Source organism: Arthrobacter sp. NPDC090010 (genome assembly GCF_044748305.1).
Lineage (GTDB): Bacteria > Actinomycetota > Actinomycetes > Actinomycetales > Micrococcaceae > Arthrobacter_E.
Window position 1 is genome coordinate 167,347 of record NZ_JBIVFT010000001.1, and the last position, 26,837, is coordinate 194,183.

Sequence of the window (26,837 nt, forward strand, 5' to 3'; positions counted from 1 at the left end):
TGGGTGAGGATCAGCCGCGGTAGAGCAGCAGTGCCTCGCCCTGGCCGCCGCCGCCGCACAGCGACACGGCGGCCTTGCCGCCTCCGCGGCGCTTGAGTTCGTAGGCGGCGTGCAGCGCCAGGCGTGCGCCTGAGGCCCCGATCGGGTGTCCGAGGGCGATGGCGCCGCCGTGGATGTTGCACTTCTCCAGCGGGTATCCGAGATCCTTCAGGGACTGGACCGCCACCGATCCGAAGGCCTCATTGATCTCGATGAAGTCCAGATCCTCCACGGACCAGCCCGCACGCTTCAGAGCGGCGCTGATGGCGTGGGACGGCTGGGAGTGCAGCGAGTTGTCCGGGCCGGCCACCTGGCCGGGCTTGCCGACGACGGCGAGGTAGTCGAGCCCGTGCTGTTCGGCGTAGGCGCGGGAGGCCAGGACCAGCGCGGACGCGCCGTCCGACAGCGGAGAGGAGTTGCCCGCCGTGATGGTGCCGTCGGTGGCGAATGCGGCCTTCAGCGGAGCGAGGGTCTCGGTGGTGGTGCCTGCCCGGACGCCCTCGTCGGTGTCGACGATCTTCGGCTCACCCTTACGCTGGGCGATGCTCAGCGGCGCGATCTCCTCGGCGAGGACGCCGCCATCGATGGCCTGGGCCGCCCTCTGGTGGGATGCGGCTGCCACTTCGTCCTGAGCCTTGCGATCGATGCCGAGCGTCAGGTTGAGGCTCTCCGTGGAGAGGCCCATCGACTGCCCGTCGAAGGCGTCCGTCAGCCCGTCGTGCGCGGCGTGGTCGAGCGCCTGAACGGTCCCGTAGGCCCAGCCTTGCCGGGAGCCCGGCAGCAGGTGCGGGGCGCGCGTCATGGATTCCTGGCCGCCGGCGACGACGACGTCGGCCTCGCCGGCGCGGATGAGGCGTGCGGCATCGATCACGGCAGTCAGCCCGGAGAGGCAGACCTTGTTCAGAGTGATCGCCGGAACGTCCCAGCCGATGCCTGCGCCGATGGAGCTCTGACGCGCCGGGTTCTGGCCCGCGCCCGCCTGCAGGACCTGGCCCATGATCACGGCCTGGACTTCAGAAGGGTCAATCCCCGCCCGCTCCACGGCCGCTTTGATGGCGTGGCTTCCGAGCTGGACCGCCGTCTTGGCGGCGAGCTGCCCGTTCAGGCGGCCCTGGGGGGTGCGGGCCGCTGCGAGGATGACAACGTCGTTGTTGTTTTCAAGGGTGGACATGGGCCTTCGCTTTCCGTCGTGGCGTACTGCGACAAGGCTATCGTGTGCTGTCCCGGGGACGCCCGGTCTGACAGGATGAAGAGGAACGGTCCGTCCGAGGAGGGAATCATGCCAGATCCGCACGCCCGGGTACGCGAGGCCGCCGCAGTGCGGGGCCTTGAGATCGAAGTGCGCGAGCGTCCCGCTGCGAAGTCCTTGGCGGAGGCGGCGGCGTTGCTGGAGATCCCGCCGTCGAGCATCGTCAAGACCCTCGTGGTGAAGCGCTCCGATGGAAGCTATCTGTTCGCTCTCGTCCCAGGCGGACGGGCCATCTCCTGGCCGAAGCTCAGAGCGGTGGTGGGCGTGAACCGTCTTCGTCTCCCCGAGGCCGAGTTGGCATTCGAGGCGACCGGTTATGAGCGGGGAACCATCACACCGATCGGAAGTGCGGGGGAGTGGCCGGTCTTCGCGGACGAGACGATCGTCGGGCAGCGCGTCGCGATGGGTGCCGGTGCCCATGGGTTCAGCCTCTTCGTCGATGCCGATCAGCTGATCCGGGCCTACGACGCGACGGTCGCCGACATCACGGTCCCGGAGGGCTGAGGACGGCTCGCCGGGTCGCGGCTCGGCTTGACGCGGGCCTAGTGACTGGGGTAGACATATTCGTTTCTGTCCTGTACCGTGGGTATTTGCGTCTTCCCTCTGTACCGTCAGCCTTCATATAGCGGTGGGCTGGTCGTGCCTGTGGCGTTTAAGCAGTTTTCTGCCGGCGTTTCAGAGCGGTCCCGGGTCATATAGCGGTCCCGGACAGGTGGTGCCCAGCGTGTGCAGCGTCTACTGGCACTCAAAAGGGGGAGGGCTGTCCAGCCCGAAGGTCTGTGGAAGGAACCCTCTTGGTCGCCTCGAGCACCCCAAACAACGAAACCGCTACCACCGATGGTGCGACCCGTCGCATCTCATTCGCGAAGATTCACGAACCGCTTGACGTCCCCAACCTGCTTGCTCTCCAGACGGACAGCTTTGACTGGCTGGTAGGCAACGAGCGTTGGCAGGCCAAGGTCGCTGCGGCGATCGAGGCCGGCGACGATTCAGTGGCCACCACCTCTGGCCTCGCCGACATCTTCGAAGAGATCTCGCCGATCGAAGACTTCCAGGGCACCATGTCCCTGAGCTTCTCCGATCCTGAGTTCTACGAGCCCAAGTACACCATGGCCGAGTGCAAGGATCGCGACGCGACCTACTCCGCCCCGCTGTACGTCAAGGCTGAGTTCATCAACAACAACACGGGCGAAATCAAGCAGCAGACCGTGTTCATGGGTGACTTCCCCCTCATGACGGAGAAGGGCACCTTCGTCGTCAACGGCACCGAGCGTGTCGTCGTATCCCAGCTGGTCCGTTCCCCGGGCGCCTACTTCGAGAAGGCTCCGGACAAGACCAGCGACAAGGACATCTACACCGCGCGCATCATTCCGTCGCGCGGTGCCTGGTTCGAGCTTGAGATCGACAAGCGCGATCAGGTCGGCGTCCGTCTGGACCGCAAGCGCAAGCAGTCCGTCACGGTGCTGCTGAAGGCGCTCGGCTGGACCGAGGGCCGGATCCTGGAGGAGTTCGGCGAGTACGACTCCATCCGCGCAACCCTCGAGAAGGACACCACGCAGACCCAGGAGGAAGCCCTCCTGGACATCTACCGCAAGCTGCGTCCGGGCGAGCCGCCCACCGTCGAGGCCGCCCAGAACCTGCTGGACAACCTCTACTTCAACGCCAAGCGCTATGACCTGGCCAAGGTCGGCCGGTACAAGATCAACCGCAAGCTCGGCATCGACCGTCCGCTCTCCGACCGCGAGGCTTCCATCCTCCACGTCGAGGACATCGTGGCCATGATCAAGTTCCTGGTCGCTCTGCACGCCGGCGAGACCACCCTGAAGGGTGCCCGCGACGGCGAGGAAGTGGATCTGCGGGTCGAGGTCGATGACATCGACCACTTCGGCAACCGCCGTATCCGCGCGGTGGGCGAGCTGATCGAGAACCAGGTCCGCACCGGCCTGTCCCGCATGGAGCGTGTCGTCCGCGAACGCATGACCACGCAGGACGTCGAGGCGATCACCCCGCAGTCGCTGATCAACATCCGTCCCGTGGTCGCTGCGATCAAGGAGTTCTTCGGAACGTCCCAGCTCTCGCAGTTCATGGACCAGAACAACCCGCTCTCCGGTCTGACGCACAAGCGCCGTCTCTCGGCGCTGGGCCCGGGCGGTCTGTCCCGTGACCGCGCAGGCATGGAAGTCCGAGACGTTCACCCGTCCCACTACGGCCGCATGTGCCCCATCGAGACCCCTGAAGGCCCGAACATCGGTCTGATCGGCTCGCTGGCCTCCTACGGTCGGATCAACGCCTTCGGCTTCATCGAGACCCCGTACCGCAAGGTGGAGAACGGCGTCGTCAGCGACCAGGTCGAGTACCTGACCGCCGACGACGAGGCCGAGGTCGTCATCGCCCAGGCCAACGCGCCGCTGGACGCCGACAACCGCTTCACCGAGGAAGCCGTCCTCGTGCGTGAGCGCGGCGGCGGCGGCGAGCCCGTGCTCATCCCGGCCGAGGACGTGCAGTACATGGACGTCTCCCCGCGCCAGATGGTGTCTGTGGCGACGGCCCTGATTCCGTTCCTGGAGCACGACGACGCCAACCGAGCCCTCATGGGTGCCAACATGCAGCGTCAGGCCGTGCCGCTGGTCCGCGCCGAGGCCCCCTTCGTGGGCACCGGCATGGAGCGCGCAGCAGCGGTCGACGCCGGTGACGTCGTCGTGGCCCGCAAGGCCGGCGTCGTCAGCGAGGTCTCCGCGGATCTGGTCGTCATGCTCAACGACGACGGGACCGAGACCAGCTACCGGATCGGCAAGTTCTCGCGTTCCAACCAGGGCAACTGCTACAACCACCGTGTCCTGGTGAACGAAGGCCAGCGCCTCGAGGTCGGCGGCATCATCGCCGACGGCCCCTCCACCGACGAGGGCGAGCTGTCCCTCGGACGCAACCTGCTGGTGGCGTTCATGTCCTGGGAGGGACACAACTTCGAGGATGCCATCATCCTTTCCCAGCGCCTGGTGGCGGAGGACGTCCTGTCCTCCATCCACATCGAGGAGCACGAGATCGATGCCCGCGACACCAAGCTCGGTGCCGAGGAGATCACCCGTGACATCCCGAACGTCTCGGAAGAGGTCCTGGCGGGCCTTGACGAGCGTGGCATCATCCACATCGGTGCTGAGGTCGAAGCCGGCGACATCCTGGTCGGCAAGGTCACTCCCAAGGGTGAGACCGAGCTGACCCCGGAGGAGCGTCTGCTGCGCGCCATCTTCGGTGAGAAGTCCCGCGAAGTCCGTGACACCTCCCTGAAGGTTCCCCACGGCGAGTCCGGCACGGTCATCGGCGTGCGCGTCTTCGACCGCGACAACGACGACGAGCTGCCCCCGGGCGTGAACCAGCTGGTGCGCGTCTACGTGGCCGCCAAGCGCAAGATCACGGACGGTGACAAGCTCGCCGGCCGTCACGGCAACAAGGGCGTCATCTCCAAGATCCTGCCGATCGAGGACATGCCGTTCCTGGCAGACGGAACCCCCGTCGACGTCGTGCTCAACCCGCTGGGTGTCCCCGGTCGAATGAACGTCGGTCAGGTGCTGGAAACGCACCTCGGCTGGGTCGCCAAGACCGGCTGGAAGATCGAGGGAGAGCCGGAGTGGGTCAAGAACCTTCCGAATCTGCCGCGTGAAACCGGTCCGAACCAGACCCTGGCCACCCCGGTGTTCGACGGTGCCCGCGAGGAGGAGATCTCCGGTCTGCTGGACTCCACCAACGTCACCCGTGACGGCGATCGCCTGATCGACTCCTCCGGCAAGACCCGTCTGTTCGACGGTCGTTCCGGTGAGCCGTTCCCGGACCCGATCTCCGTGGGCTACATGTACATCCTGAAGCTCCACCACCTGGTGGACGACAAGATCCACGCCCGTTCCACCGGTCCGTACTCCATGATCACCCAGCAGCCGCTCGGCGGTAAGGCCCAGTTCGGTGGCCAGCGCTTCGGTGAAATGGAAGTGTGGGCCCTGGAGGCCTATGGCGCGGCGTACACGCTCCAGGAACTCCTCACCATCAAGTCTGATGACATCCACGGCCGCGTGAAGGTCTACGAGGCCATCGTCAAGGGTGAGAACATCCCGGAACCGGGTGTCCCCGAGTCCTTCAAGGTTCTGATCAAGGAAATGCAGTCGCTGTGCCTGAACGTGGAGGTCCTCTCCACGGACGGCACCACGATCGAGATGCGTGACTCTGACGATGCAGTCTTCACGGCTGCTGAGGAACTGGGTATCGATCTGTCCCGCGCAGAGCCCAGCTCCGTCGAAGAGGTGTAGTGACGTGCGACGGCGGCGGTCACCCGCCGCCGTCGCACCCCGCCTCTTCTAAGACAGTCAAGACTTTTCAGACAAGAGAGAACAGGATTCCATGTCCAGCGAATCTTCCTTCGGCCTCATGCAGATCGGCCTGGCCACTGTGGATGACATCCGTCAGTGGTCCTATGGCGAAGTCAAGAAGCCGGAAACCATCAACTACCGCACTCTGAAGCCGGAGAAGGACGGTCTTTTCTGCGAGAAGATCTTCGGCCCCTCCCGCGACTGGGAGTGCTACTGCGGCAAGTACAAGCGCGTGCGCTTCAAGGGCATCATCTGTGAGCGCTGTGGCGTCGAGGTCACCCGTGCCAAGGTGCGCCGTGAGCGCATGGGCCACATCGAGCTCGCCGCTCCCGTCACCCACATCTGGTACTTCAAGGGTGTGCCGTCCCGTCTCGGTTACCTCCTCGACCTCGCTCCGAAGGACCTTGAGAAGGTCATCTACTTCGCCGCGTACATGATCACCAGTGTCGACGAGGACAACCGTCACGCCGAGCTGCCCAACCTCCAGATCGAGCACGATGTGGAGAAGAAGCAGCTGGTCGACACCCGCGATGCCGACATCGCCGCGATCGCCCGTGACCTCGAGGACGAGCTCGCCCGCCTGGAGGGCGAGGGAGCCAAGGCCGCCGACAAGAAGAAGGCCCGTGACTCCGCGGACCGTCAGATGGCGAACGTCCGTAAGCGTGCGGACGCCGACATCGAGCGCCTGGAGCAGGTCTGGGACCGCTTCAAGAACCTCAAGGTCGCTGACCTTGAGGGCGATGAGGGCCTGTACCGCGAACTGCGTGACCGTTACGGCATGTACTTCGAGGGCTCCATGGGCGCCGAGGCGATCAAGAAGCGTCTGGAGAACTTCGACCTGGAGGCCGAAGCCGAGCTCCTGCGCGACATCATCCAGAACGGCAAGGGTCAGCGTAAGACCCGTGCGCTGAAGCGCCTCAAGGTCGTCAACGCGTTCCTCACCACGGACAACAGCCCGCTGGGCATGGTCCTGGATGCCGTTCCGGTGATCCCGCCGGAACTGCGCCCCATGGTCCAGCTGGACGGTGGCCGCTTCGCGACCTCCGACCTCAACGACCTGTACCGTCGCGTGATCAACCGCAACAACCGTCTCAAGCGTCTGCTCGAGCTGGGTGCGCCGGAGATCATCGTCAACAACGAAAAGCGCATGCTGCAGGAAGCTGTTGACAACCTCTTCGACAACGGCCGCCGTGGCCGCCCCGTCACCGGTCCGGGCAACCGTCCGCTGAAGTCCCTGAGCGAAATGCTCAAGGGCAAGCAGGGTCGTTTCCGCCAGAACCTCCTCGGCAAGCGCGTCGACTACTCCGGCCGTTCGGTCATCGTCGTCGGCCCGCAGCTGAAGCTGCACCAGTGTGGTCTGCCCAAGCAGATGGCTCTGGAGCTCTTCAAGCCGTTCGTGATGAAGCGCTTGGTGGACCTCAACCACGCTCAGAACATCAAGAGCGCCAAGCGCATGGTGGAGCGTTACCGTCCGCAGGTCTGGGACGTGCTGGAAGAGATCATCACCGAACACCCGGTGCTGCTCAACCGTGCACCCACCCTGCACCGTCTGGGCATCCAGGCCTTCGAGCCGCAGCTCGTGGAAGGCAAGGCCATTCAGCTGCACCCGCTCGTGTGTGCTGCCTTCAACGCCGACTTCGACGGCGACCAGATGGCTGTGCACCTGCCGCTGAGCCCGGAGGCACAGGCCGAGGCCCGCATCTTGATGCTGTCCTCGAACAACATCCTGAAGCCCTCGGACGGCCGCCCGGTGACCCTGCCTTCGCAGGACATGATCATCGGTCTGTACCACCTGACCACCAAGCGCGTCGGCTCCGCCGGTGAAGGCCGGATCTTCTCGTCCGTGTCCGAAGCCGTCATGGCCTTCGACTCCCGCGAGCTGCACCTGAACTCCAAGGTGAAGATCCGCCTGGACAACTTCGTGCCGTACGAGGGCTGGGAAGCTCCCGAGGGCTGGGAGCCGGGTCAGCGGACCATCGTCGAGACGTCTCTTGGACAGGTGCTCTTCAACGACACCCTGCCTGCGGATTACCCGTGGGTCGAAGCCGTCGCGGACAAGGGCGAGCTCTCCCGGATCGTCAACGATCTGGCCGAGCGTTACCCCAAGGTCGTCACGGCTGCGACGCTGGACAACCTCAAGGACGCCGGTTTCTACTGGGCCACGCGTTCCGGCGTGACGGTCGCCATCTCGGATATCGAGGTGCCTGCCGCCAAGCCGGAGATCCTGGCCGGGTACGAGGCCAAGGCCGCGAAGATCCAGGGTCAGTACGACAAGGGTCTGATCGACGAAGACGAGCGCCGTCAGGAACTGATCGAGCTCTGGGGCAAGGCCACTGATGAGGTCGCCGGTGTGATGCGCAAGTCGCTCTCCCCGATGAACACCATCAACCGCATGGTCTCCTCCGGTGCCCGTGGTAACTGGATGCAGGTTCGTCAGATCGCGGGTATCCGTGGCCTCGTGGCCAACCCGCGTGGTGAGATCATCCCGCGCCCGATCAAGTCCTCCTACCGCGAGGGCCTGTCCGTGCTCGAGTACTTCATCGCCACGCACGGTGCCCGTAAGGGTCTGGCCGACACCGCTCTGCGTACCGCCAACTCGGGTTACCTGACCCGTCGTCTGGTGGACGTCTCCCAGGATGTCATCGTCCGTGAAGAGGACTGCGGCACTGAGCGCGGTCTCGTCACCCCGATCGCCATCGTGGATGAGAACGGTGAGCTGCACCTGGACGAGAACGTCGAGAACAGCGCCTACGCACGCACCCTGGCCGTCGACGTCGTCGATGCCGAGGGCAATGTGCTGGCTGCAGGCGGCACCGACTGCGGCGACGTGGTCATCGCCGAGCTGTTCGCTGCGGGCATCACGGAGATCAAGGTCCGCTCCGTGCTGACCTGTGAGTCCACCGTGGGCACCTGCGCGCTCTGCTACGGCCGCTCCCTGGCCACCGGCAAGACCGTGGACATCGGTGAGGCTGTCGGCATCATCGCCGCCCAGTCCATCGGCGAGCCCGGTACCCAGCTGACGATGCGTACCTTCCACACGGGTGGTGCCGTGTCCGCCGGTGGTGGCGACGACATCACCCAGGGTCTGCCCCGTATCCAGGAGCTCTTCGAAGCCCGTACCCCGAAGGGTGTGGCTCCGATCTCCGAGTCGGCCGGCCGCGTCACCATCGAGGAGGGCGAGAACTCCGTCCGCCTCGTGGTCACCCCGGACGACGGCACGGAAGAGCTGGCCTACCCGGTCCTGCGTCGTTCGCGTCTGCTGGTCAACGACGGCGAGCACGTCGGCGTCGGCCAGAAGCTCGTCCAGGGTCCGGTGGACCCCAAGCAGGTGCTGCGCATCATGGGTCCCCGTGCCGCGCAGAAGTTCCTGGTGGACGAGGTTCAGGGCGTGTACCGCAGCCAGGGCATCGGCATCCACGACAAGCACGTGGAGGTCATCGTCCGTCAGATGCTGCGTCGCGTCACCGTGATCGAGTCCGGCGATTCGGATCTGCTGCCCGGCGAGCTCGCCGAGCGCAGCCGCTTCGAGGGCGAGAACCGTCGCGTGGTGTCCGAGGGCAAGAAGCCGGCCTCCGGCCGTCCCGAGCTCATGGGCATCACCAAGGCGTCGCTGGCCACCGAGTCGTGGCTGTCGGCCGCTTCCTTCCAGGAGACCACCCGGGTGCTCACCCAGGCGGCCATGGAAGGCAAGAGCGACCCGCTGCTGGGCCTCAAGGAGAACGTCATCATCGGTAAGCTCATCCCGGCCGGCACGGGTCTCCCGCGCTACACCGAGGTGAACGTTGAGCCGACTGAGGAAGCCAAGGCGAGCATCTTCTCCGCCCAGGCGTCCTTCAGCGACTTCTCCTATGACCCCATGGGTGTCGACGGCGGCAACGAGTTCCACGCGATCCCGCTGGACGACTACGACCTGGGTGGCGACTACCGCTGATCCTGGTCGGAGCGTAAGCGCCGATAGCGAAGAGACCCCCACCGGAATCCGGTGGGGGTCTCTTGCCGTCTGCGGCGATGCCGGGTTCCGGGCCGGTCTGTCCTCAGCCGTGAAAGCGGCGTTTCCAATCGGCCCAGTCCCAGCGTCTGAGGAATTGCTGCGCGGCCTTCATCCCGGACTGGTAGAGGATCTGTTTGTCCTCCTGGCCGAGACTGAAATCCGTCGGCCGGTAGGGGGAGGTGTCCACGAAGATCGTCCGGGCCCGGATCGCCGGGTCGTTGATGTGGGTGCGTTCCTGCGCACTCATTAGCGTGTGGAGCAGTGACCAGCTGAACTGCACACTGTTGTGTTCCGGATTCCAGTCCTGGCTGCGCAGACTTTGATGTCCCGAGAGTTTGACCCCGAGTGTCGGCCAGCGTGCAGCTTGGCCGTCGTGGCGGTCGAAGACGTCGATCGGGAAATTGGAGAGCAGGCCGCCATCGACGCAGACGATCCGGTCGTGACCGGTGACCCGTGGATTCATCGGCATGCGCCAGGGGTGGAAGAAGAACGGCACCGATGCGGAAGCGCGGATGGCGTCGGCCACCGGGATGCTGTCGGGATCCACGCCCATGAGCTGCCGATAATCCCAGGGGAGCCGGAGCATCAGTCCACGGGAGACGTCGGAGACGATCACCACGAGCCGGTACCGCTGGGCACGGGGGAGAGCGGACCCGGGATCATCCATCCGCAGATCGCCCCAGGTGCGGACCCCCTCGGCCGCCAGGGTGCGGGAGATCCAGTCGTGCAGGAATTCGCCGGCGTAGAGGCCTTGGTGCAGGAGCAGCCCCAGGCCCGGGCCGAGGACGGGTACCCGGCTCAGCAATCCCTTGCGATCCTGGAACCGGGAGAAGTCGAGTTCGTTCAGGACTTCTCTGATCTGGGAGGAACTCATGCCGGCGGCCAGGAACGAGGCGACGATCGCACCGGCCGAGGTGCCGGCCACCCGGTGGAAGGTGTACGGCGACGGCGCGCCCTCCAGGGCCGCGATGGCACCGGCCAGAGCCGAACCCTTCACCCCTCCGCCTTCCAGTACCAGATCGGCGTCCGCCATGACACTCCGTTCAGCCGTAGAGGTGGAGGCCGTCCCGGCCTGGGGGTTCAGCTGTTCGCATCCTGTTCCGTCCCGGGCCGCGAGTCAAGGACGACGCGCGGAGGGACGGCCGGTGCCGGATGCGGATTCCGCGGGGGAGCGCCGCTCGTGGTACAGTTGATTTGATTGATTTAGTGGCAGCGGACACCGTCCATGTTGTGGGTAACTTGCACAACGAATGCCACGCTTTTGCATGTCTGGGGCCCTTTGGGATTTCTTCGGAATGGACCGGATGTGCATCTCTTTGAAGTGCTTCGCCCTGGCGAATCCGCGGCTCTTGCCGTGAGGTCACGGGCCGGGGCAAAGCAAATGGGGAGTGGCCGGGAACGGCCGCTCCAGATGATGGAGAACACGAACAGTGCCTACTATTCAGCAGCTGGTCCGTAAGGGCCGCACGCCGAAGGTCTCCAAGACCAAGGCTCCTGCCCTTAAGGGCAGCCCGATGCGCCGCGGTGTCTGCACCCGCGTGTACACCACCACCCCGAAGAAGCCGAACTCGGCTCTGCGTAAGGTCGCCCGTGTCCGCCTCAACGGCGGCGTCGAGGTCACGGCTTACATCCCGGGCGTGGGTCACAACCTGCAGGAACACTCCATCGTGCTGGTGCGCGGTGGTCGTGTGAAGGATCTCCCCGGCGTTCGCTACAAGATCGTCCGTGGTGCCCTCGACACCCAGGGTGTGAAGAACCGCAAGCAGGCTCGTAGCCGCTACGGCGCGAAGATGGAGAAGAAGTAATATGCCTCGCAAGGGTCCGGCCCCCAAGCGGCCGCTCGTTTCGGATCCGGTTTACGGCTCCCCGCTGGTCACCCAGCTGATCAACAAGGTTCTCGTGGACGGCAAGAAGTCCACCGCCGAGCGCATCGTCTACGGTGCCCTCGAAGGTGCTCGCGAGAAGTCCGGCAATGATCCCGTGGCAACCCTGAAGAAGGCCATGGACAACATCAAGCCGAGCCTCGAGGTCAAGTCCCGCCGCGTCGGCGGCGCCACCTACCAGGTTCCGGTCGAGGTCAAGCCGGGCCGCGCCACCGCGCTGGCCCTCCGCTGGCTCGTCGGCTACTCCAAGGCCCGTCGTGAGAAGACCATGACCGAGCGCCTCCGCAACGAGATCCTGGATGCCTCCAACGGTCTCGGCGCCGCTGTCAAGCGCCGCGAAGACACCCACAAGATGGCCGAGTCCAACAAGGCCTTCGCTCACTACCGCTGGTAAAACCTCACGTTCCGCCGCCGGCCTACTCGGTCGGCGGCGGATGTGTAGTCCATCTCAAAGGGAGACACCGTGGCACAGGACGTGCTTACCGACCTTAACAAGGTCCGCAACATCGGCATCATGGCCCACATCGATGCCGGCAAGACCACTACGACGGAACGCATCCTGTTCTACACGGGTGTGAACCACAAGATCGGTGAAACGCACGACGGTGCGTCCACCACCGACTGGATGGAACAGGAAAAGGAACGCGGCATCACCATCACCTCCGCCGCGGTGACCTGCTTCTGGAACAAGAACCAGATCAACATCATCGACACCCCCGGTCACGTGGACTTCACGGTCGAGGTTGAGCGCTCCCTGCGCGTCCTCGACGGTGCCGTTGCCGTCTTCGACGGCAAGGAAGGCGTTGAGCCGCAGTCCGAGACCGTGTGGCGTCAGGCCGACAAGTACAACGTCCCGCGTATCTGCTTCGTCAACAAGATGGACAAGCTGGGCGCCGACTTCTACTTCACGGTCGACACCATCATCAGCCGCCTGGGTGCCAAGCCGCTCGTCATGCAGCTGCCCATCGGTTCCGAGAACGACTTCATCGGTGTCGTGGACCTGCTTGAGATGCGCGCACTCGTGTGGCCTGGCGACGCCAAGGGCGATGTGACCATGGGTGCCTCCTACGAGGTCCAGGAGATCCCCGCCGATCTCAAGGAGCGTGCCGAGGAATACCGCGCACAGCTCGTCGAGACCGTCGCCGAGTCCTCCGAAGAGCTCATGGAGAAGTACCTCGAGGGCGAAGAACTCACCCTTGAAGAACTCAAGGCCGGCATCCGCAAGATGACCGTCAACTCCGAGCTGTACCCCGTGTTCTGTGGCTCCGCCTTCAAGAACCGTGGCGTTCAGCCGATGCTCGACGCCGTGATCGACTTCCTGCCGTCCCCGCTGGACGTGCCGGACATGATCGGCCACAACCCGCGCAACGAGGAAGAGGAACTGGTCCGTAAGCCCAGCGCTGACGAGCCGTTCTCCGCCCTCGCGTTCAAGATCGCCGCGCACCCCTTCTTCGGTCAGCTGACCTTCGTCCGCGTGTACTCCGGTCACGTCGAGGCCGGCGCTCAGGTGGTCAACTCCACCAAGGGCAAGAAGGAGCGCATCGGCAAGCTCTTCCAGATGCACGCCAACAAGGAGATGCCTGTCGAGGGCGCCACCGCCGGCCACATCTACGCCGCCATCGGTCTGAAGGACACCACCACCGGTGACACCCTCTGCGATCCGCAGAACCAGATCGTGCTGGAGTCCATGAGCTTCCCCGAGCCCGTGATCTCCGTCGCCATCGAGCCGAACTCGAAGGGCGACCAGGAGAAGCTCTCCACGGCCATCCAGAAGCTCTCCGCTGAGGACCCGACCTTCCAGGTCTCCCTCAACGAGGACACTGGCCAGACGGTCATCGCCGGCATGGGCGAGCTCCACCTGGACATCCTGGTGGACCGCATGCGCCGCGAATTCAAGGTCGAGGCCAACGTGGGCAAGCCCCAGGTCGCCTACCGCGAAACCATCAAGAAGGCCGTTGAGAAGGTCGACTTCACCCACAAGAAGCAGACCGGTGGTTCCGGCCAGTTCGCCAAGGTGCAGGTTTCCTTCGAGCCGCTCGAGACCACGGACGGCACCTTCTACGAGTTCGAGAACAAGGTCACCGGTGGCCGCGTTCCGCGCGAGTACATCCCCTCCATCGACGCAGGTATCCAGGACGCCATGCAGTTCGGCATCCTGGCCGGCTACCCGATGGTCGGTGTGAAGGCGATCCTGATCGACGGCGCTTACCACGATGTCGACTCCTCGGAAATGGCGTTCAAGATCGCCGGTTCCCAGGTGTTCAAGGAAGGCGCCCGCCGTGCCAACCCGGTTCTCCTCGAGCCGCTCATGGCCGTCGAGGTCCGTACTCCTGAGGAGTACATGGGCGACGTCATCGGTGACCTCAACTCCCGTCGTGGCATGATCCAGTCCATGGAGGATGCCGCCGGTGTCAAGGTGATCCGTGCCAACGTCCCGCTGTCCGAAATGTTCGGCTACATCGGCGACCTGCGGTCCAAGACCCAGGGCCGTGCTGTGTACTCGATGACCTTCGACAGCTACGCTGAGGTCCCGAAGGCTGTGGCCGACGAGATCATTCAGAAGAGCCGCGGCGAGTAAGTTGTCGCACCTCGGCTGGAGGTCTGCCCGCAGATCTCCAGCCGTCGTCGCGAAACTTCCGGCTACTCGCCGAGGTGCCGCGACAACTCGGCCCCAGGGGCAGTTCAGCCCCTGAACCGCAATTTCATCAAAACCCCTGCCCCCAAGTAGACTTGTACAAGTTCTGCCGCGACACCCGCGGCGAAGTAGCACGTCACTTGAAAAATGTTCTAGGAGGAACCTGTGGCAAAGGCAAAGTTCGAGCGGACTAAGCCGCACGTCAACATCGGCACCATCGGTCACGTTGACCACGGTAAGACGACGCTGACGGCCGCCATTTCCAAGGTGCTGTACGACCAGTACCCGGATCTCAACGAGCAGCGCGACTTCGCTTCCATCGACTCTGCTCCGGAAGAGCGCCAGCGCGGTATCACCATCAACATCTCCCACGTGGAGTACCAGACCGAGAAGCGTCACTACGCACACGTTGACGCCCCCGGTCACGCTGACTACATCAAGAACATGATCACCGGTGCTGCTCAGATGGACGGCGCGATCCTCGTGGTTGCCGCTACCGACGGCCCGATGGCTCAGACCCGCGAGCACGTTCTGCTCGCCCGCCAGGTTGGTGTTCCCTACCTGCTGGTCGCGCTGAACAAGTCCGACATGGTTGAGGACGAGGAACTCCTCGACCTCGTGGAGATGGAAGTTCGCGAACTGCTCTCCTCCCAGGAGTTCGACGGCGACAACGCTCCCGTCATCCGCGTCTCCGGTCTGAAGGCTCTGGAAGGCGACCCCAAGTGGGTTGCTTCCGTCCAGGAGCTCATGGCCGCCGTCGACGAGTCCGTTCCGGATCCCATCCGTGACCGTGACAAGCCGTTCCTGATGCCGATCGAGGATGTCTTCACCATCACCGGTCGTGGCACCGTGGTGACCGGCCGCGCCGAGCGTGGCACCCTCGCCATCAACTCCGAGGTCGAGATCGTCGGTATCCGTCCGGTCCAGAAGACCACGGTCACCGGTATCGAGATGTTCCACAAGCAGCTCGACGAGGCTTGGGCCGGCGAGAACTGTGGCCTGCTGCTCCGTGGCCTGAAGCGCGACGATGTCGAGCGTGGCCAGGTTGTGGTGAAGCCGGGTTCCATCACCCCGCACACCAACTTCGAGGCGAACGTCTACATCCTCTCCAAGGACGAGGGTGGGCGTCACAACCCGTTCTACTCGAACTACCGCCCGCAGTTCTACTTCCGTACCACGGATGTCACCGGCGTCATCACCCTCCCCGAGGGCACCGAGATGGTCATGCCTGGCGACAACACCGAGATGAGCGTTGAGCTGATCCAGCCCATCGCCATGGAAGAGGGCCTCGGCTTCGCTATCCGTGAGGGTGGCCGCACCGTTGGTTCGGGTCGTGTGACCAAGATCGTCAAGTAATCACCTGACGACGCTTCCGGCTTCGCGCCGGTGAGAATGCCCCACTGCTTCGGCAGTGGGGCATTCTGCGTTTCCGCAGGTATCAGGCGCCGCTGGGAGGTCGATTGGCGTTTGAGCCGAGGATGCGGCATACTTGAAGGGTTGCTCGCGCGCTTCTTCGCGTCCCGCCCCGGATAATGCCGGGAGCCAGGGGCCAGGTTGAAGGCAGGGGCAATGACAATCCACCTCTGAATGACGGTGTGGTGTGCTTGGAGAAGCGCGACACGCCCGACCGCGGGGGTCGGAGGCTCCGATGGATTGAGGAACCCGGGATCACTCGGATTCAGTTCGTTCGGAGAGCGGTAGTCACGACTTCAAATGCTTCGGCAGCCGCGCACAACAGCAAAGAGATGCGAAAGCGGTTCTGGTTTTCCAGGAACGCACCTAACTGAAAGAGAGTCAGGCGACATGGCGGGACAGAAGATCCGCATCCGGCTGAAGTCATATGACCACGAGGTCATTGATGTTTCGGCACGGAAGATCGTTGAGACGGTCACGCGCGCAGGCGCAACGGTAGTCGGCCCGGTGCCGCTGCCCACCGAGAAGAACGTGTACTGCGTTATCCGTTCTCCCCACAAGTACAAGGACAGCCGTGAGCACTTCGAAATGCGTACTCACAAGCGTCTGATCGACATCATCGACCCCACGCCTAAGGCCGTCGACTCGCTCATGCGTCTCGACCTGCCGGCTGACGTGAACATCGAAATCAAGCTCTGAGGGAGGTGCTGAGAAAACTATGACCGCAACCCGCAATGTTAAGGGCCTGCTGGGCACGAAGCTCGGCATGACCCAGGTCTGGGACGAGAACAACAAGCTCATCCCCGTCACTGTCGTCCAGGCTGACTCCAACGTCGTCACCCAGCTGCGCAATGCTGAGAAGGACGGCTACACCGCGGTTCAGATCGGCTTCGGCCAGATCGACCCGCGCAAGGTCACCAAGCCGCTTGCCGGCCACTTCGACAAGGCCGGGGTCACCCCGCGCCGCCACGTCGTCGAGCTGCGCACCGCTGACGCCGAGAGCTACGAGCTCGGTCAGCAGCTGTCCGTGGAGGTCTTCGAGGCCGGTCAGAAGATCGACGTCGTCGGTACCACTAAGGGCAAGGGCTTCGCCGGTGTCATGAAGCGTCACGGCTTCCACGGCGTCGGTGCTTCCCACGGTGCCCACAAGAACCACCGCAAGCCCGGTTCCATCGGTGGCGCCTCCACCCCGAGCCGCGTCTTCAAGGGCCTGAAAATGGCCGGTCGCATGGGCGCCGCGCGTCACACCACGATGAACCTGACGGTTCACGCGGTCGACGCCGAGAAGTCGCTGCTCCTGATCAAGGGTGCCGTCCCCGGCGCCCGCGGCTCGGTCGTCCTCGTACGCACCGCCGTGAAGGGAGCCTAGTACCATGGCCAACACCATCAAGGTTGACCTGCCCGCCGAGATCTTCGACGTCCAGACCAACGTGCCGCTGCTGCACCAGGTCGTCGTCGCGCAGCTCGCTGCTGCTCGTCAGGGCACTCACAAGACCAAGAACCGCGGCGAAGTCGCCGGTGCCGGTCGCAAGCCGTTCAAGCAGAAGGGCACCGGCCGCGCTCGTCAGGGTTCCGTCCGTGCTCCTCACATGACCGGTGGTGGCGTCGTGCACGGCCCGACCCCGCGTGACTACAGCCAGCGCACCCCCAAGAAGATGAAGGCTGCCGCTCTGCGTGGCGCCCTCTCTGACCGCGCCCGCAACGGTCGCATCCACGTGGTGGAGTCCCTGGTCGCCGGCACTACGCCGTCCACCAAGGAAGCCCGCGCCACGCTGAAGGCGATCTCGGACCGCAAGAACCTGCTCGTGGTGATCGACCGCGCCAACGATGCTGCCGCACTCTCCGTGCGCAACCTCGTCGAGGTTCACGTCCTCTACGTCGACCAGCTCAACACCTACGATGTGCTGGTCTCCGACGACGTGATCTTCACCAAGGCTGCCTTCGACGCCTTCGTTGCCGGTAAGGACAACAAGACCGTGGAGGAAGCCAAGTGAGCGCCGTCTTCAACAAGGACCCGCGTGACGTCATTCTCGCGCCCGTGGTCTCCGAAAAGAGCTACGGCCTGATCGACGAGGGTCAGTACACCTTCCTGGTGGACCCCCGCTCGAACAAGACCGAGATCAAGCTGGCCGTGGAGAAGATCTTCTCCGTGAAGGTCAACACGATCAACACCATCAACCGTGCCGGTAAGCGTAAGCGCACCAAGTTCGGATGGGGGCAGCGCAAGAGCACCAAGCGCGCGATTGTCACCCTGAAGGAAGGCACCATCGACATCTTCGGCGGTCCGCTCTCGTAGCGGAGACCACTTTAACGAGGAATAAATTATGGCAATCCGCAATTACAAGCCGACCACCCCGGGCCGTCGTGGCTCGAGCGTGGCCGACTTCAGCGAAGTAACTCGCTCGACTCCGGAAAAGTCGCTGCTGCGTCCGCTCACCAAGAGCGGTGGCCGCAACAACACCGGTCGCATCACGACCCGTCACAAGGGTGGTGGCCACAAGCGCCAGTACCGCGTGATCGACTTCCGTCGTCACGACAAGGACGGTGTCAACGCCAAGGTCGCGCACATCGAGTACGACCCCAACCGTACGGCTCGTATCGCGCTCCTGCACTACGTTGATGGCACCAAGCGTTACATCATCGCTCCCAACAAGCTCGCTCAGGGCGACATCGTGGAGTCGGGCCCGAACGCTGACATCAAGCCCGGCAACAACCTGCCGCTGCGCAACATCCCGGTCGGTACCGTGATCCATGCAGTTGAGCTCCGCCCCGGTGGCGGCGCCAAGATGGCCCGCTCCGCCGGTGCCTCCGTGCAGCTCGTCGCTCGTGAAGGCCGTTTCGCCCAGCTGCGTCTGCCTTCCGGTGAAGTCCGCAACGTCGACGTGCGCTGCCGCGCAACCGTCGGCGAGGTCGGCAACGCCGAGCAGTCGAACATCAACTGGGGCAAGGCCGGCCGTATGCGCTGGAAGGGCGTCCGCCCGACCGTGCGTGGTGTGGCCATGAACCCGGTCGACCACCCGCATGGTGGTGGCGAAGGCAAGACCTCCGGTGGCCGTCACCCGGTCAACCCGAACGGTAAGCCTGAGGGTCGCACCCGCCGCCCCAACAAGGAAAGCGACAAGCTCATTGTGCGTCGCCGTCGTACCGGCAAGAACAAGCGATAGGAGCCTGGAAACATGCCACGCAGCCTGAAGAAAGGTCCTTTCGTTGACCAGCACCTCTTCGTGAAGGTCGCCAAGGAGAACGAAAAGGGCACCAAGAACGTCATCAAGACGTGGTCCCGTCGCTCGATGATCATCCCGGACATGCTGGGTCACACGATCGCCGTGCACGATGGACGCAAGCACGTGCCGGTTTTCATCACGGAGTCGATGGTCGGGCACAAGCTCGGCGAATTCGCCCCGACGCGGACTTTCCGCGGCCACGTGAAGGACGACCGCAAGGGCAAGCGCCGCTAAGGCGTTTGACCTCGGTCTTAAGACGAGAGAAGGAAAGCAATGGAAGCCAAGGCTATTGCGCGCCACATCCGCGTAACGCCTATGAAGGCCCGGCGCGTCGTCAACCTTGTTCGTGGTAAGCAGGCGAATGAGGCTCTGGCGATCCTGAAGTTTGCCGAGCAGGCAGCTTCGGAGCCGGTCTACAAGGTAGTTCAGTCCGCAATCGCGAACGCCCGTGTCCTCGCGGACCGTGACGGCGTCGCGTTTGACGAGAATGATCTGTTCATCAGCGAGGCGTTCGTTGATGAGGGTCCGACCATGAAGCGGTTCCAGCCGCGTGCTCAGGGTCGTGCGTTCCAGATCAAGAAGCGCACCAGCCACATCACCGTGGTTGTCGCTACCCCGGAGAACGAGGAGGCCCGCTAAGTGGGACAGAAAGTAAACCCGAACGGGTTCCGACTCGGCATCACCACCAATCACATCTCGCACTGGTTCGCCGACAGCAACAAGCCCGGTCAGCGCTACAAGGACTTCGTCCGTGAGGACGTCAAGATCCGTGAGCTCATGACCACTGGCATGGAGCGCGCCGGCATCGCCAAGGTTGAGATCGAGCGCACCCGTGACCGCGTGCGTGTGGACATCCACACCGCCCGTCCGGGCATCGTGATCGGCCGCCGTGGTGCTGAAGCCGACCGTATCCGCGGCGAGCTGGAGAAGCTCACCGGCAAGCAGGTTCAGCTGAACATCCTCGAGGTCAAGAACCCCGAGATCGAGGCTCAGCTGGTTGCTCAGGGCATCGCCGAGCAGCTCTCTTCCCGCGTGGCTTTCCGCCGTGCGATGAAGAAGGCCATGCAGTCCGCGCAGCGCGCCGGCGCCAAGGGCATCCGTGTCGCTTGCTCCGGTCGTCTGGGTGGCGCTGAAATGTCCCGCTCGGAGTTCTACCGCGAAGGTCGTGTGCCGCTGCACACCCTGCGCGCCAACATCGACTACGGCTTCTACGAGGCCAAGACCACCTTCGGCCGTATCGGCGTGAAGGTCTGGATCTACAAGGGCGATGTGACCGCGAAGGAGCTTGCTGCACAGCAGGCCGCAGCCCCGTCCCGTGGCCCCCGTGGTGGTGGGGATCGCGCCGGTCGTCCCGGTGGCGAGCGTCGCCGTCGCAACGAGCGCCCGGCCGCCGAAGCAGCTCAGGCTGCCCCGGCTGCCGAAGCAGCAGAAGGAGGACAGGCTTAAATGCTTATCCCACGTCGAGTCAAGCACCGTAAGCAGCACCACCCGGGTCGTTCCGGCGCTGCAACCGGCGGCACCGAGGTCAGCTTCGGTGAGTTCGGTATCCAGGCACTGACCCCGGCCTACGTGACGAACCGCCAGATCGAATCTGCGCGTATCGCCATGACCCGTCACATCAAGCGTGGCGGTAAGGTCTGGATCAACATCTACCCGGACCGCCCGCTGACCAAGAAGCCTGCCGAAACCCGCATGGGTTCCGGTAAGGGTTCCCCCGAGTGGTGGGTCGCCAACGTCAAGCCGGGACGGGTTCTGTTCGAACTCTCCGGTGTGAACGAAGAGGTGGCTCGCGAGGCCCTGCGCCTGGCAATCCACAAGCTCCCGTTGAAGGCACGCATCGTGCGTCGCGAAGGTGGTGAATGAGAATGGCAGTTGGATCCAAGGATCTGGCCCCGGCACAGCTGGACGGCCTCGACAGCGAGCGCCTCGTTGCTGAGCTCCGTAAGGCCAAGGAGGAGCTGTTCAACCTGCGTTTCCAGTCCGCCACTGGTCAGCTGGAGAACCATGGTCGTCTGAAGTCCGTGAAGCGCGACATCGCTCGCATCTACACGGTTCTGCGTGAGCGCGAGCTGGGCATTCGCCCGGAGCCCGCTCCCGTGGTCGAGGCCAAGGAAGAGAAGAAGGCCAAGAAGGCTTCCAAGAAGGCTGAGGCAGCTGAGGCCGCCACGACCGAGGAGGACGCCAAGTGAGTGAAAAGGATCAGAACGTGACGGAAACTGCTGCGCAGCAGCGCGGTTACCGCAAGACGCGTCGCGGTTACGTGGTCTCCGACAAGATGGAGAAGACCATCGTCGTCGAGGTCGAGGACCGTGTGAAGCACGCTCTGTACGGCAAGGTCATCCGCCGCACGTCCAAGATCAAGGCTCACGACGAAGAGAACACCGCCGGCATCGGCGACCTGGTTCTCCTCGCCGAGACCCGCCCGCTCTCCGCCACCAAGCGCTGGCGTCTGGTGGAGGTTCTCGAGAAGGCCAAGTAAGCCTTCCTGAGACTCCACGGAGCAATCCGTGAAGACCCCCGTTCCCTCTGGGAGCGGGGGTCTTCTGCTTTGCCCCGTCCCGTTGTGTGCTCACTTGTTGCGGGTGTTGGAGGCCGGGACCCGCAACAAGTGAGCACACAACGGGAGAGGACGACGACGGCGGTCCAGGCGGCGACGCCGGGGTGGCAGGTATCCTGTCAACAGCTGTGCGGGGGATGGCTCCGCCGTCGACCCCTGAGGTGTTTCATGCCGCACTCCGCCCTCGAAGACCAGGCCCGTCATGCCGCCGACTCCCACGGGACCATCAGGGTTCGTGGTGCGCGGGAGAACAATCTGCAGGACGTCTCGCTGGACCTGCCCAAACGGAGGATCACCGTCTTCACCGGTGTCTCGGGATCCGGCAAGAGTTCGCTCGTCTTCGGGACGATCGCGGCGGAGTCTCAGCGATTGATCAATGAGACCTACACGAGCTTCATCCAGTCCTTCATGCCGGCGCTTCCGCGGCCCGACGTCGACGAGCTGGAGAATCTCTCCGCGGCGATCGTGGTGAATCAGGAGCGGATGGGCAGCAACTCGCGGTCCACTCTGGGAACGGTGACGGATGCCCACGCACTGCTGCGGATCATCTTCTCGCGGGCGGGGGTTCCGAGTGCCGGGCATGCGGGGAAGTATTCGTTCAACCTCGCCGAGGGCATGTGCTCCGAGTGCGAAGGATCGGGCTCGATCTCAGCCCTCGACGTCGATGTGCTGCTGGACCGTTCGAAGTCCATTGCCGGGGGAGCGATCCAGGTGCCGGGTTTCTCGGCGGACGGCTGGCTGGTGAAGGTGCTGCTCGGTACCGGACGCTTCGATCCGGATCTCCCCGTCCGGGAGTTCGATGCGGAGACGCTGGACTTCCTGCTCAACTCGCCGGCCATCAAGGTCAAGATGGACAACGTCAACATGACCTATGTGGGGCTCGAGACCAGGATCCGGCAGAACTACCTGGCAGCCGGGAAGGAACCCAAGCAGGCCCACATCAAGGCCTTCCTGGAGCGGGCGGCCACCTTTGCCGTCTGCCCGCTCTGCGACGGTGGCCGGCTGAACCAGGAAGCACTCTCCAGCCGGATCGACGGCAAGAACATCGCGGAGTGTGCACAGCTGCAGGTCACCGACCTCATTCAGTTCCTTGAGCGCGTCGATGAACCTTCGGTGGCGCCCGTGATCGGCAATCTGATCGGTACCTTGCAGGCACTGGTGGATATCGGCCTGGGGTATCTGAGCCTGGACAGGCCCTCCTCCACGCTGTCCGGGGGAGAGGCGCAGCGGGTGAAGATGGTCCGGCACCTCGGCTCCCCGTTGAGCGACGTCAGCTACGTCTTCGATGAGCCGACCGTGGGACTGCATCCCCACGACATCGCGCGCATGAACGAACTCCTCAAGGATCTGAGGGACAAGGGCAACACGATCCTGGTGGTGGAGCACAAGCCGGAAGTCATGGCGATTGCGGATCACATCGTCGACATCGGGCCCAAGGCTGGAATTCACGGTGGTGAGATCGTCTTCCAGGGGACGTTCGCGGAGCTGGCGACGGCGGACACCCTGACGGGCAGCCATGTCAGCACACGTGTGCCTTTCAAGGAGGAACCTCGTTCTAGCACGGGTGTGCTTCAGATCCGCGGGGCGTCGACCCACAATTTGCGAGACGTCGACGTCGATGTCCCGACGGGGGTGCTGTGCGCGGTCACGGGCGTTGCGGGTTCCGGTAAGAGCTCACTGATCCATGGTGCGCTCGGCAAGCGCGAGGGTGTTCACGTCGTGGACCAATCGGCCATCCGTGGTTCACGGCGTTCCAACCCGGCGACCTACACCGGGATGCTGGACCACATCCGGGCGGCCTTCGCGAAGGCCACCGGCACCAAACCGGCCCTGTTCTCCGCAAACTCCGAGGGCGCGTGCCCCAATTGCAAGGGCGCCGGAGAGGTCTTCACCGAGATTCCCGGGATGGCTCCCGTCGGCACGGTGTGTGAAGACTGTGGCGGTAAGTGCTTCACGGAAGAGGTGCTCCAGTACCGCATGGACGGATTGAACATCTACGAGGTCATGCGACTGAGTGTCGAGGAGGCTCAGGAGAAGCTCAAGGTGGCCAAAGCGAAGCCGATCCTCCAGCGCCTCGCACGGGTCGGACTCGGATACATCACCCTGGGCCAATCGCTCTCCACCCTTTCGGGCGGCGAGCGGCAGAGGATCAAGCTGGCCACGCGGATGGGTGGGGACGCCGGGGTCTTCATTCTCGATGAGCCGACCACCGGGCTGCACCTGGCGGACGTGGAGAATCTCCTCTCGCTGCTGGATGAGCTCGTGGACGCGGGCAACAGCGTGCTGGTCATCGAACACCACCTGGGCGTGGTCGCGCATGCTGACTGGGTCATCGACATGGGTCCTGGTGCCGGGCATGATGGCGGCACCGTGGTCTTCGAAGGCAGCCCGGCCGAACTCGCGGAGTCCGGCACGCTGACGGGCCGCTACCTCAAGGAATACGTCGCCTGACACGCCAGAATGAGCAGGGTTCCTTGACGAGAGAGCGGTCCGTCGGTTAGAGCCTGCTGTGATAAGATATTGAATTTGTATGGGTGCGTCATGCGCCCAGGCAAATCCTCGTGAACCATCGTGCCAACGCATACTGCCTCAGGGCCGGTCCCCGGCCAGGGGGCCCAGATGCGCCTGGAACGAGGGTTCAACCCTGTTTTGGCAAAATCCAGGCAGGGCAGAGACACCCCAGTAACCGTTCCGCAAGGCTCGCGCTGTAGGCAGTATTTCAGCGTGGGAACCGGCGCGACGCAAGGAGTAAACATTGATTCAGCAGGAGTCGCGGCTTAAGGTCGCCGACAACACGGGTGCCAAGGAAATCCTCACCATCCGTGTTCTCGGTGGATCCGGTCGCCGCTACGCAGGTATCGGCGACGTCATCGTCGCCACCGTCAAGGATGCGATCCCTGGCGGCAACGTCAAGAAGGGCGACGTCGTCAAGGCTGTCGTCGTCCGCACCCGTAAGGAGCGCCGTCGTCCGGACGGTTCCTACATCAAGTTCGACGAGAACGCAGCCGTCATTCTGAAGAACACCGACGGGGAACCCCGCGGTACCCGTATCTTCGGTCCGGTCGGTCGTGAGCTTCGCGACAAGAAGTTCATGAAGATCGTCTCGCTGGCCCCGGAGGTGCTGTAACTATGGGTGCAAAGATCAAGAAGGGCGATCTCGTCCAGGTCATCAGCGGTGCTCGTCAGGACCGCGGCGGCGACCGTGGCAAGCAGGGCAAGGTCCTGCGTGTGTTCCCGGAGAGCAACCGCGTTCTGGTTGAGGGCATCAACCGCGTCACCAAGCACGTGAAGGCCGGGCAGACTCAGCGCGGCACTAACACGGGCGGCATCGAGGTCGTCGAGGCCCCGATTCACGTCTCGAACGTGGCTCTGGTGGACCCGTCCAGCAAGAAGCCGACTCGCGTGGGCTTCCGTGTCGAGAAGGCCGATCGCAACGGCGTCGAGCGTGAAGTTCGCGTCCGCGTCGCCAAGGCTTCCGGGAAGGATATCTGATGACTGAGACTCTCGAGACCCCGGTGAAGATCGTCCCGCGTCTGAAGACCAAGTACGCCGAGAACATCAAGCAGTCCCTGCAGGATGAGTTCGCGTACGAGAACGTCAACCAGGTTCCGCGCCTCGTGAAGGTCGTCGTGAACATGGGTGTCGGTGACGCCGCCAAGGATTCCAAGCTCATCGAAGGTGCCATCCGCGATCTGACCGCAATCACCGGTCAGAAGCCGCAGGTCACCAAGGCCCGCAAGTCCATCGCTCAGTTCAAGCTGCGCGAAGGCATGCCGATCGGTGCTCACGCGACTCTGCGTGGCGATCGCATGTGGGAGTTCCTGGACCGTCTGGTCACCCTCGCTCTGCCCCGTATCCGCGACTTCCGCGGTCTGAACGGCAAGCAGTTCGACGGTAACGGCAACTACACCTTCGGCCTCACGGAGCAGGTCATGTTCCACGAGATCGACCAGGACGCCATCGACCGCGTCCGCGGTATGGACATCACGGTTGTCACCACCGCCAAGACCGACGACGAAGGCCGCGCGCTGCTCAAGCACCTCGGCTTCCCGTTCAAGACCGAAGACTAATCACTACGTAGAAGGTCCACCGGCTCTGCCGGGGGAAACCAGTACGAGGAAGGGCAAGAGCCCACATGACTATGACTGATCCTGTCGCAGACATGCTCACGCGTCTGCGCAATGCAAACTCGGCACACCACGACACCGTGTCCATGCCGTACTCCAAGCTGAAGGCCCGCATCGCCGACATCCTGAAGGCCGAGGGTTACATCTCGGACTGGAAGGAAGAGGAAGCACGCGTTGGCAAGACGCTGACCATCGATCTGAAGTTCGGTCCGAGCCGCGAGCGTTCCATCGCTGGCGTCCGCCGTATCTCCAAGCCCGGTCTCCGCGTTTACGCGAAGTCCACCAACCTGCCGCACGTGCTGGGTGGTCTGGGCATCGCAATCCTGTCCACCTCTTCCGGCCTCCTGACTGACAAGCAGGCCGGCAAGAAGGGCGTGGGCGGCGAAGTCCTCGCTTACGTCTGGTAACGGGAAAGGAAGAGAAGAATGTCGCGTATTGGACGTCTCCCCATCACCGTTCCGGCTGGCGTTGAGATCAAGCTCGACGGCGCTGTCGTCACCGTCAAGGGCACCAAGGGCGAGCTGAGCCACACCGTGGCCAGCCCGATCGAGGTCTCCCTCGACGAAGGGACCCTCTCGGTGTCCCGTCCCAACGACGAGCGCACCGCTCGTTCGCTGCACGGTCTGACCCGTACCCTGATCGCCAACATGATTGAAGGCGTGACCAAGGGCTACGAGAAGAAGCTGGAAATCGTCGGTACCGGTTACCGCGTGCAGGCCAAGGGTTCTGACCTGGAGTTCGCTCTGGGCTACAGCCACCCGGTCAGCGTCGTCGCCCCGGCCGGCATCACCTTTGCGGTGGAAGGCCCCACCAAGTTCTCTGTTGCTGGCATTGACAAGCAGCAGGTGGGCGAGGTTTCCGCCAACATCCGCAAGCTGCGCAAGCCCGACCCCTACAAGGGCAAGGGCATCCGTTACGCCGGCGAAGTCATCCGCCGCAAGGTCGGAAAGGCTGGTAAGTAACCATGGCCATCAGCATCAACAAGAAGCGCAACAGCAAGAACAAGAGCGCAGCGCGCTCTCGTCGCCAGCTGCGCATCCGCAAGCGGATCTCCGGCACCCCGGCCCGTCCGCGTCTCGTTGTCAACCGCTCCGCACGTCATATCTTCGTGCAGATCGTGGACGACACCGTGGCGAAGACGGTGGCTTCTGCCTCCACCATGGAAGCAGAGCTGCGCTCCCTCGAGGGCGACAAGACCGCCAAGGCCAAGCGCGTCGGCGAGCTCGTCGCCGAGCGTGCCAAGGCAGCCGGTGTTGAGGCCGTGGTCTTCGACCGCGGTGGCAACAAGTACCACGGCCGTATCGCCGCCGTCGCTGACGGCGCTCGCGAAGGGGGCCTGGCACTGTGACCGAAGCCAACAACGA

27 protein-coding genes are annotated in these 26,837 nt (G+C 63.9%); 25 read left to right on the top strand and 2 right to left on the bottom strand.

Translation table 11 applies throughout. The features are described 5' to 3' along the window. Positions 1-10: 10 nt before the first annotated feature. Positions 11-1,210 (bottom strand): acetyl-CoA C-acetyltransferase, encoded by a 1,200-nt coding sequence (locus tag ACIPXZ_RS00785; protein WP_400590150.1) that lies wholly within the window; start codon positions 1,208-1,210, stop codon positions 11-13. Between the two features lie 108 nt (positions 1,211-1,318). On the opposite strand from ACIPXZ_RS00785, the gene ACIPXZ_RS00790 reads away from it, so the two are divergent. From ACIPXZ_RS00790 to ACIPXZ_RS00800, 3 genes are all read left to right on the top strand, one after another. After that, positions 1,319-1,792 carry an aminoacyl-tRNA deacylase gene (locus ACIPXZ_RS00790; RefSeq protein WP_400590152.1) on the top strand — a complete coding sequence of 158 codons (474 nt, stop codon included), beginning with the start codon at positions 1,319-1,321 and terminating at the stop codon, positions 1,790-1,792. Between the two features lie 290 nt (positions 1,793-2,082). Further along, entirely contained in the window at positions 2,083-5,583 is a 3,501-nt protein-coding gene (rpoB, locus tag ACIPXZ_RS00795; RefSeq protein ID WP_400590154.1) for a DNA-directed RNA polymerase subunit beta, read from the top strand. A gap of 91 nt (positions 5,584-5,674) precedes the next feature. Next, the gene (locus ACIPXZ_RS00800; RefSeq protein ID WP_400590156.1) at positions 5,675-9,574 is read left to right on the top strand and encodes a DNA-directed RNA polymerase subunit beta'; all 3,900 of its coding nucleotides are present in this window, start codon (positions 5,675-5,677) and stop codon (positions 9,572-9,574) included. Between the two features lie 103 nt (positions 9,575-9,677). On the opposite strand, the gene ACIPXZ_RS00805 is transcribed toward ACIPXZ_RS00800, so the two are convergent. Further along, positions 9,678-10,667 (bottom strand): patatin-like phospholipase family protein, encoded by a 990-nt coding sequence (locus ACIPXZ_RS00805; protein ID WP_400590158.1) that lies wholly within the window; start codon positions 10,665-10,667, stop codon positions 9,678-9,680. A gap of 397 nt (positions 10,668-11,064) precedes the next feature. Here ACIPXZ_RS00805 and rpsL point away from each other — a divergent pair, with 397 nt between their 5' ends. From rpsL to rplR, 22 genes are all read left to right on the top strand, one after another. Next, positions 11,065-11,439: a 30S ribosomal protein S12 gene (rpsL, locus tag ACIPXZ_RS00810; RefSeq protein WP_066211570.1), complete on the top strand. Its 375-nt coding sequence runs from the start codon at positions 11,065-11,067 to the stop codon at positions 11,437-11,439. A gap of 1 nt (position 11,440) precedes the next feature. Beyond that, a complete protein-coding gene (gene rpsG / locus ACIPXZ_RS00815) occupies positions 11,441-11,911 on the top strand; it encodes a 30S ribosomal protein S7 (RefSeq protein WP_305997136.1) in 471 nt (156 codons plus the stop codon). Positions 11,912-11,980: 69 nt separating this feature from the next. Then, a complete protein-coding gene (gene fusA / locus ACIPXZ_RS00820) occupies positions 11,981-14,095 on the top strand; it encodes an elongation factor G (RefSeq protein WP_400590159.1) in 2,115 nt (704 codons plus the stop codon). 222 nt (positions 14,096-14,317) lie between these two features. Continuing rightward, positions 14,318-15,508, top strand: a complete 1,191-nt coding sequence (tuf, locus tag ACIPXZ_RS00825) for an elongation factor Tu (RefSeq protein ID WP_400590160.1) — start codon at positions 14,318-14,320, stop codon at positions 15,506-15,508. A 447-nt stretch (positions 15,509-15,955) separates the two neighbouring features. Further along, positions 15,956-16,264: a 30S ribosomal protein S10 gene (rpsJ, locus tag ACIPXZ_RS00830; RefSeq protein WP_003803825.1), complete on the top strand. Its 309-nt coding sequence runs from the start codon at positions 15,956-15,958 to the stop codon at positions 16,262-16,264. Positions 16,265-16,283: 19 nt separating this feature from the next. Next, positions 16,284-16,934, top strand: coding sequence for a 50S ribosomal protein L3 (gene rplC, locus ACIPXZ_RS00835; RefSeq protein ID WP_400590161.1), 651 nt, complete (start codon positions 16,284-16,286; stop codon positions 16,932-16,934). 4 nt (positions 16,935-16,938) lie between these two features. Then, positions 16,939-17,559: a 50S ribosomal protein L4 gene (gene rplD / locus ACIPXZ_RS00840; protein WP_400590163.1), complete on the top strand. Its 621-nt coding sequence runs from the start codon at positions 16,939-16,941 to the stop codon at positions 17,557-17,559. Continuing rightward, positions 17,556-17,861, top strand: a complete 306-nt coding sequence (gene rplW, locus ACIPXZ_RS00845; protein WP_400590164.1) for a 50S ribosomal protein L23 — start codon at positions 17,556-17,558, stop codon at positions 17,859-17,861. Before rplD ends, rplW begins: the two co-directional genes overlap by 4 nt. A 28-nt stretch (positions 17,862-17,889) precedes the next feature. Beyond that, positions 17,890-18,729 carry a 50S ribosomal protein L2 gene (rplB, locus tag ACIPXZ_RS00850; RefSeq protein WP_400590166.1) on the top strand — a complete coding sequence of 280 codons (840 nt, stop codon included), beginning with the start codon at positions 17,890-17,892 and terminating at the stop codon, positions 18,727-18,729. Positions 18,730-18,741: 12 nt separating this feature from the next. Beyond that, on the top strand, positions 18,742-19,023 hold the full coding sequence (gene rpsS / locus ACIPXZ_RS00855; RefSeq protein ID WP_066211549.1) for a 30S ribosomal protein S19: 282 nt from the start codon (positions 18,742-18,744) through the stop codon (positions 19,021-19,023). Positions 19,024-19,062: 39 nt separating this feature from the next. After that, complete coding sequence (gene rplV / locus ACIPXZ_RS00860; protein WP_400590168.1) at positions 19,063-19,428, top strand: 50S ribosomal protein L22; 366 nt, start codon at positions 19,063-19,065, stop codon at positions 19,426-19,428. Then, positions 19,429-20,235 (top strand): 30S ribosomal protein S3, encoded by an 807-nt coding sequence (gene rpsC, locus ACIPXZ_RS00865; protein ID WP_400590170.1) that lies wholly within the window; start codon positions 19,429-19,431, stop codon positions 20,233-20,235. Further along, complete coding sequence (gene rplP / locus ACIPXZ_RS00870; RefSeq protein ID WP_400590171.1) at positions 20,236-20,652, top strand: 50S ribosomal protein L16; 417 nt, start codon at positions 20,236-20,238, stop codon at positions 20,650-20,652. 2 nt (positions 20,653-20,654) lie between these two features. Further along, a complete protein-coding gene (rpmC, locus tag ACIPXZ_RS00875) occupies positions 20,655-20,978 on the top strand; it encodes a 50S ribosomal protein L29 (RefSeq protein WP_400590173.1) in 324 nt (107 codons plus the stop codon). Continuing rightward, positions 20,975-21,268 carry a 30S ribosomal protein S17 gene (gene rpsQ / locus ACIPXZ_RS00880; RefSeq protein WP_400590175.1) on the top strand — a complete coding sequence of 98 codons (294 nt, stop codon included), beginning with the start codon at positions 20,975-20,977 and terminating at the stop codon, positions 21,266-21,268. Before rpmC ends, rpsQ begins: the two co-directional genes overlap by 4 nt. Positions 21,269-21,514: 246 nt before the next feature. Then, positions 21,515-23,797: an ATP-binding cassette domain-containing protein gene (locus tag ACIPXZ_RS00885; RefSeq protein ID WP_400590177.1), complete on the top strand. Its 2,283-nt coding sequence runs from the start codon at positions 21,515-21,517 to the stop codon at positions 23,795-23,797. A gap of 304 nt (positions 23,798-24,101) precedes the next feature. Further along, positions 24,102-24,473: a 50S ribosomal protein L14 gene (rplN, locus tag ACIPXZ_RS00890; protein WP_066211533.1), complete on the top strand. Its 372-nt coding sequence runs from the start codon at positions 24,102-24,104 to the stop codon at positions 24,471-24,473. Positions 24,474-24,475: 2 nt separating this feature from the next. Next, entirely contained in the window at positions 24,476-24,838 is a 363-nt protein-coding gene (rplX, locus tag ACIPXZ_RS00895; protein ID WP_400590179.1) for a 50S ribosomal protein L24, read from the top strand. Then, on the top strand, positions 24,838-25,416 hold the full coding sequence (rplE, locus tag ACIPXZ_RS00900; protein ID WP_400590181.1) for a 50S ribosomal protein L5: 579 nt from the start codon (positions 24,838-24,840) through the stop codon (positions 25,414-25,416). Before rplX ends, rplE begins: the two co-directional genes overlap by 1 nt. Positions 25,417-25,481: 65 nt before the next feature. Then, on the top strand, positions 25,482-25,880 hold the full coding sequence (gene rpsH / locus ACIPXZ_RS00905) for a 30S ribosomal protein S8 (RefSeq protein WP_400590182.1): 399 nt from the start codon (positions 25,482-25,484) through the stop codon (positions 25,878-25,880). Between the two features lie 18 nt (positions 25,881-25,898). After that, positions 25,899-26,435: a 50S ribosomal protein L6 gene (rplF, locus tag ACIPXZ_RS00910; protein ID WP_400590184.1), complete on the top strand. Its 537-nt coding sequence runs from the start codon at positions 25,899-25,901 to the stop codon at positions 26,433-26,435. A 2-nt stretch (positions 26,436-26,437) separates the two neighbouring features. Continuing rightward, entirely contained in the window at positions 26,438-26,821 is a 384-nt protein-coding gene (gene rplR, locus ACIPXZ_RS00915; protein WP_400590185.1) for a 50S ribosomal protein L18, read from the top strand. Positions 26,822-26,837 lie beyond the last annotated feature (16 nt).

Coding starts and splice junctions, on each gene's coding strand:
- ACIPXZ_RS00800 (WP_400590156.1), top strand. CDS start 5,675: ATGTCCAGCGAATCTTCCTTCGGCCTCATGCAGATCGGCCTGGCCACT.
- rplF (WP_400590184.1), top strand. CDS start 25,899: ATGTCGCGTATTGGACGTCTCCCCATCACCGTTCCGGCTGGCGTTGAG.
- ACIPXZ_RS00805 (WP_400590158.1), bottom strand. CDS start 10,667: ATGGCGGACGCCGATCTGGTACTGGAAGGCGGAGGGGTGAAGGGTTCG.
- rpsJ (WP_003803825.1), top strand. CDS start 15,956: ATGGCGGGACAGAAGATCCGCATCCGGCTGAAGTCATATGACCACGAG.
- rpmC (WP_400590173.1), top strand. CDS start 20,655: ATGGCAGTTGGATCCAAGGATCTGGCCCCGGCACAGCTGGACGGCCTC.
- rpsH (WP_400590182.1), top strand. CDS start 25,482: ATGACTATGACTGATCCTGTCGCAGACATGCTCACGCGTCTGCGCAAT.
- rpsG (WP_305997136.1), top strand. CDS start 11,441: ATGCCTCGCAAGGGTCCGGCCCCCAAGCGGCCGCTCGTTTCGGATCCG.
- rplC (WP_400590161.1), top strand. CDS start 16,284: ATGACCGCAACCCGCAATGTTAAGGGCCTGCTGGGCACGAAGCTCGGC.
- rplX (WP_400590179.1), top strand. CDS start 24,476: ATGGGTGCAAAGATCAAGAAGGGCGATCTCGTCCAGGTCATCAGCGGT.
- ACIPXZ_RS00885 (WP_400590177.1), top strand. CDS start 21,515: ATGCCGCACTCCGCCCTCGAAGACCAGGCCCGTCATGCCGCCGACTCC.
- rplE (WP_400590181.1), top strand. CDS start 24,838: ATGACTGAGACTCTCGAGACCCCGGTGAAGATCGTCCCGCGTCTGAAG.
- rpsS (WP_066211549.1), top strand. CDS start 18,742: ATGCCACGCAGCCTGAAGAAAGGTCCTTTCGTTGACCAGCACCTCTTC.
- ACIPXZ_RS00790 (WP_400590152.1), top strand. CDS start 1,319: ATGCCAGATCCGCACGCCCGGGTACGCGAGGCCGCCGCAGTGCGGGGC.
- rplP (WP_400590171.1), top strand. CDS start 20,236: ATGCTTATCCCACGTCGAGTCAAGCACCGTAAGCAGCACCACCCGGGT.
- rplB (WP_400590166.1), top strand. CDS start 17,890: ATGGCAATCCGCAATTACAAGCCGACCACCCCGGGCCGTCGTGGCTCG.
- rplD (WP_400590163.1), top strand. CDS start 16,939: ATGGCCAACACCATCAAGGTTGACCTGCCCGCCGAGATCTTCGACGTC.
- ACIPXZ_RS00785 (WP_400590150.1), bottom strand. CDS start 1,210: ATGTCCACCCTTGAAAACAACAACGACGTTGTCATCCTCGCAGCGGCC.
- rplR (WP_400590185.1), top strand. CDS start 26,438: ATGGCCATCAGCATCAACAAGAAGCGCAACAGCAAGAACAAGAGCGCA.
- rplV (WP_400590168.1), top strand. CDS start 19,063: ATGGAAGCCAAGGCTATTGCGCGCCACATCCGCGTAACGCCTATGAAG.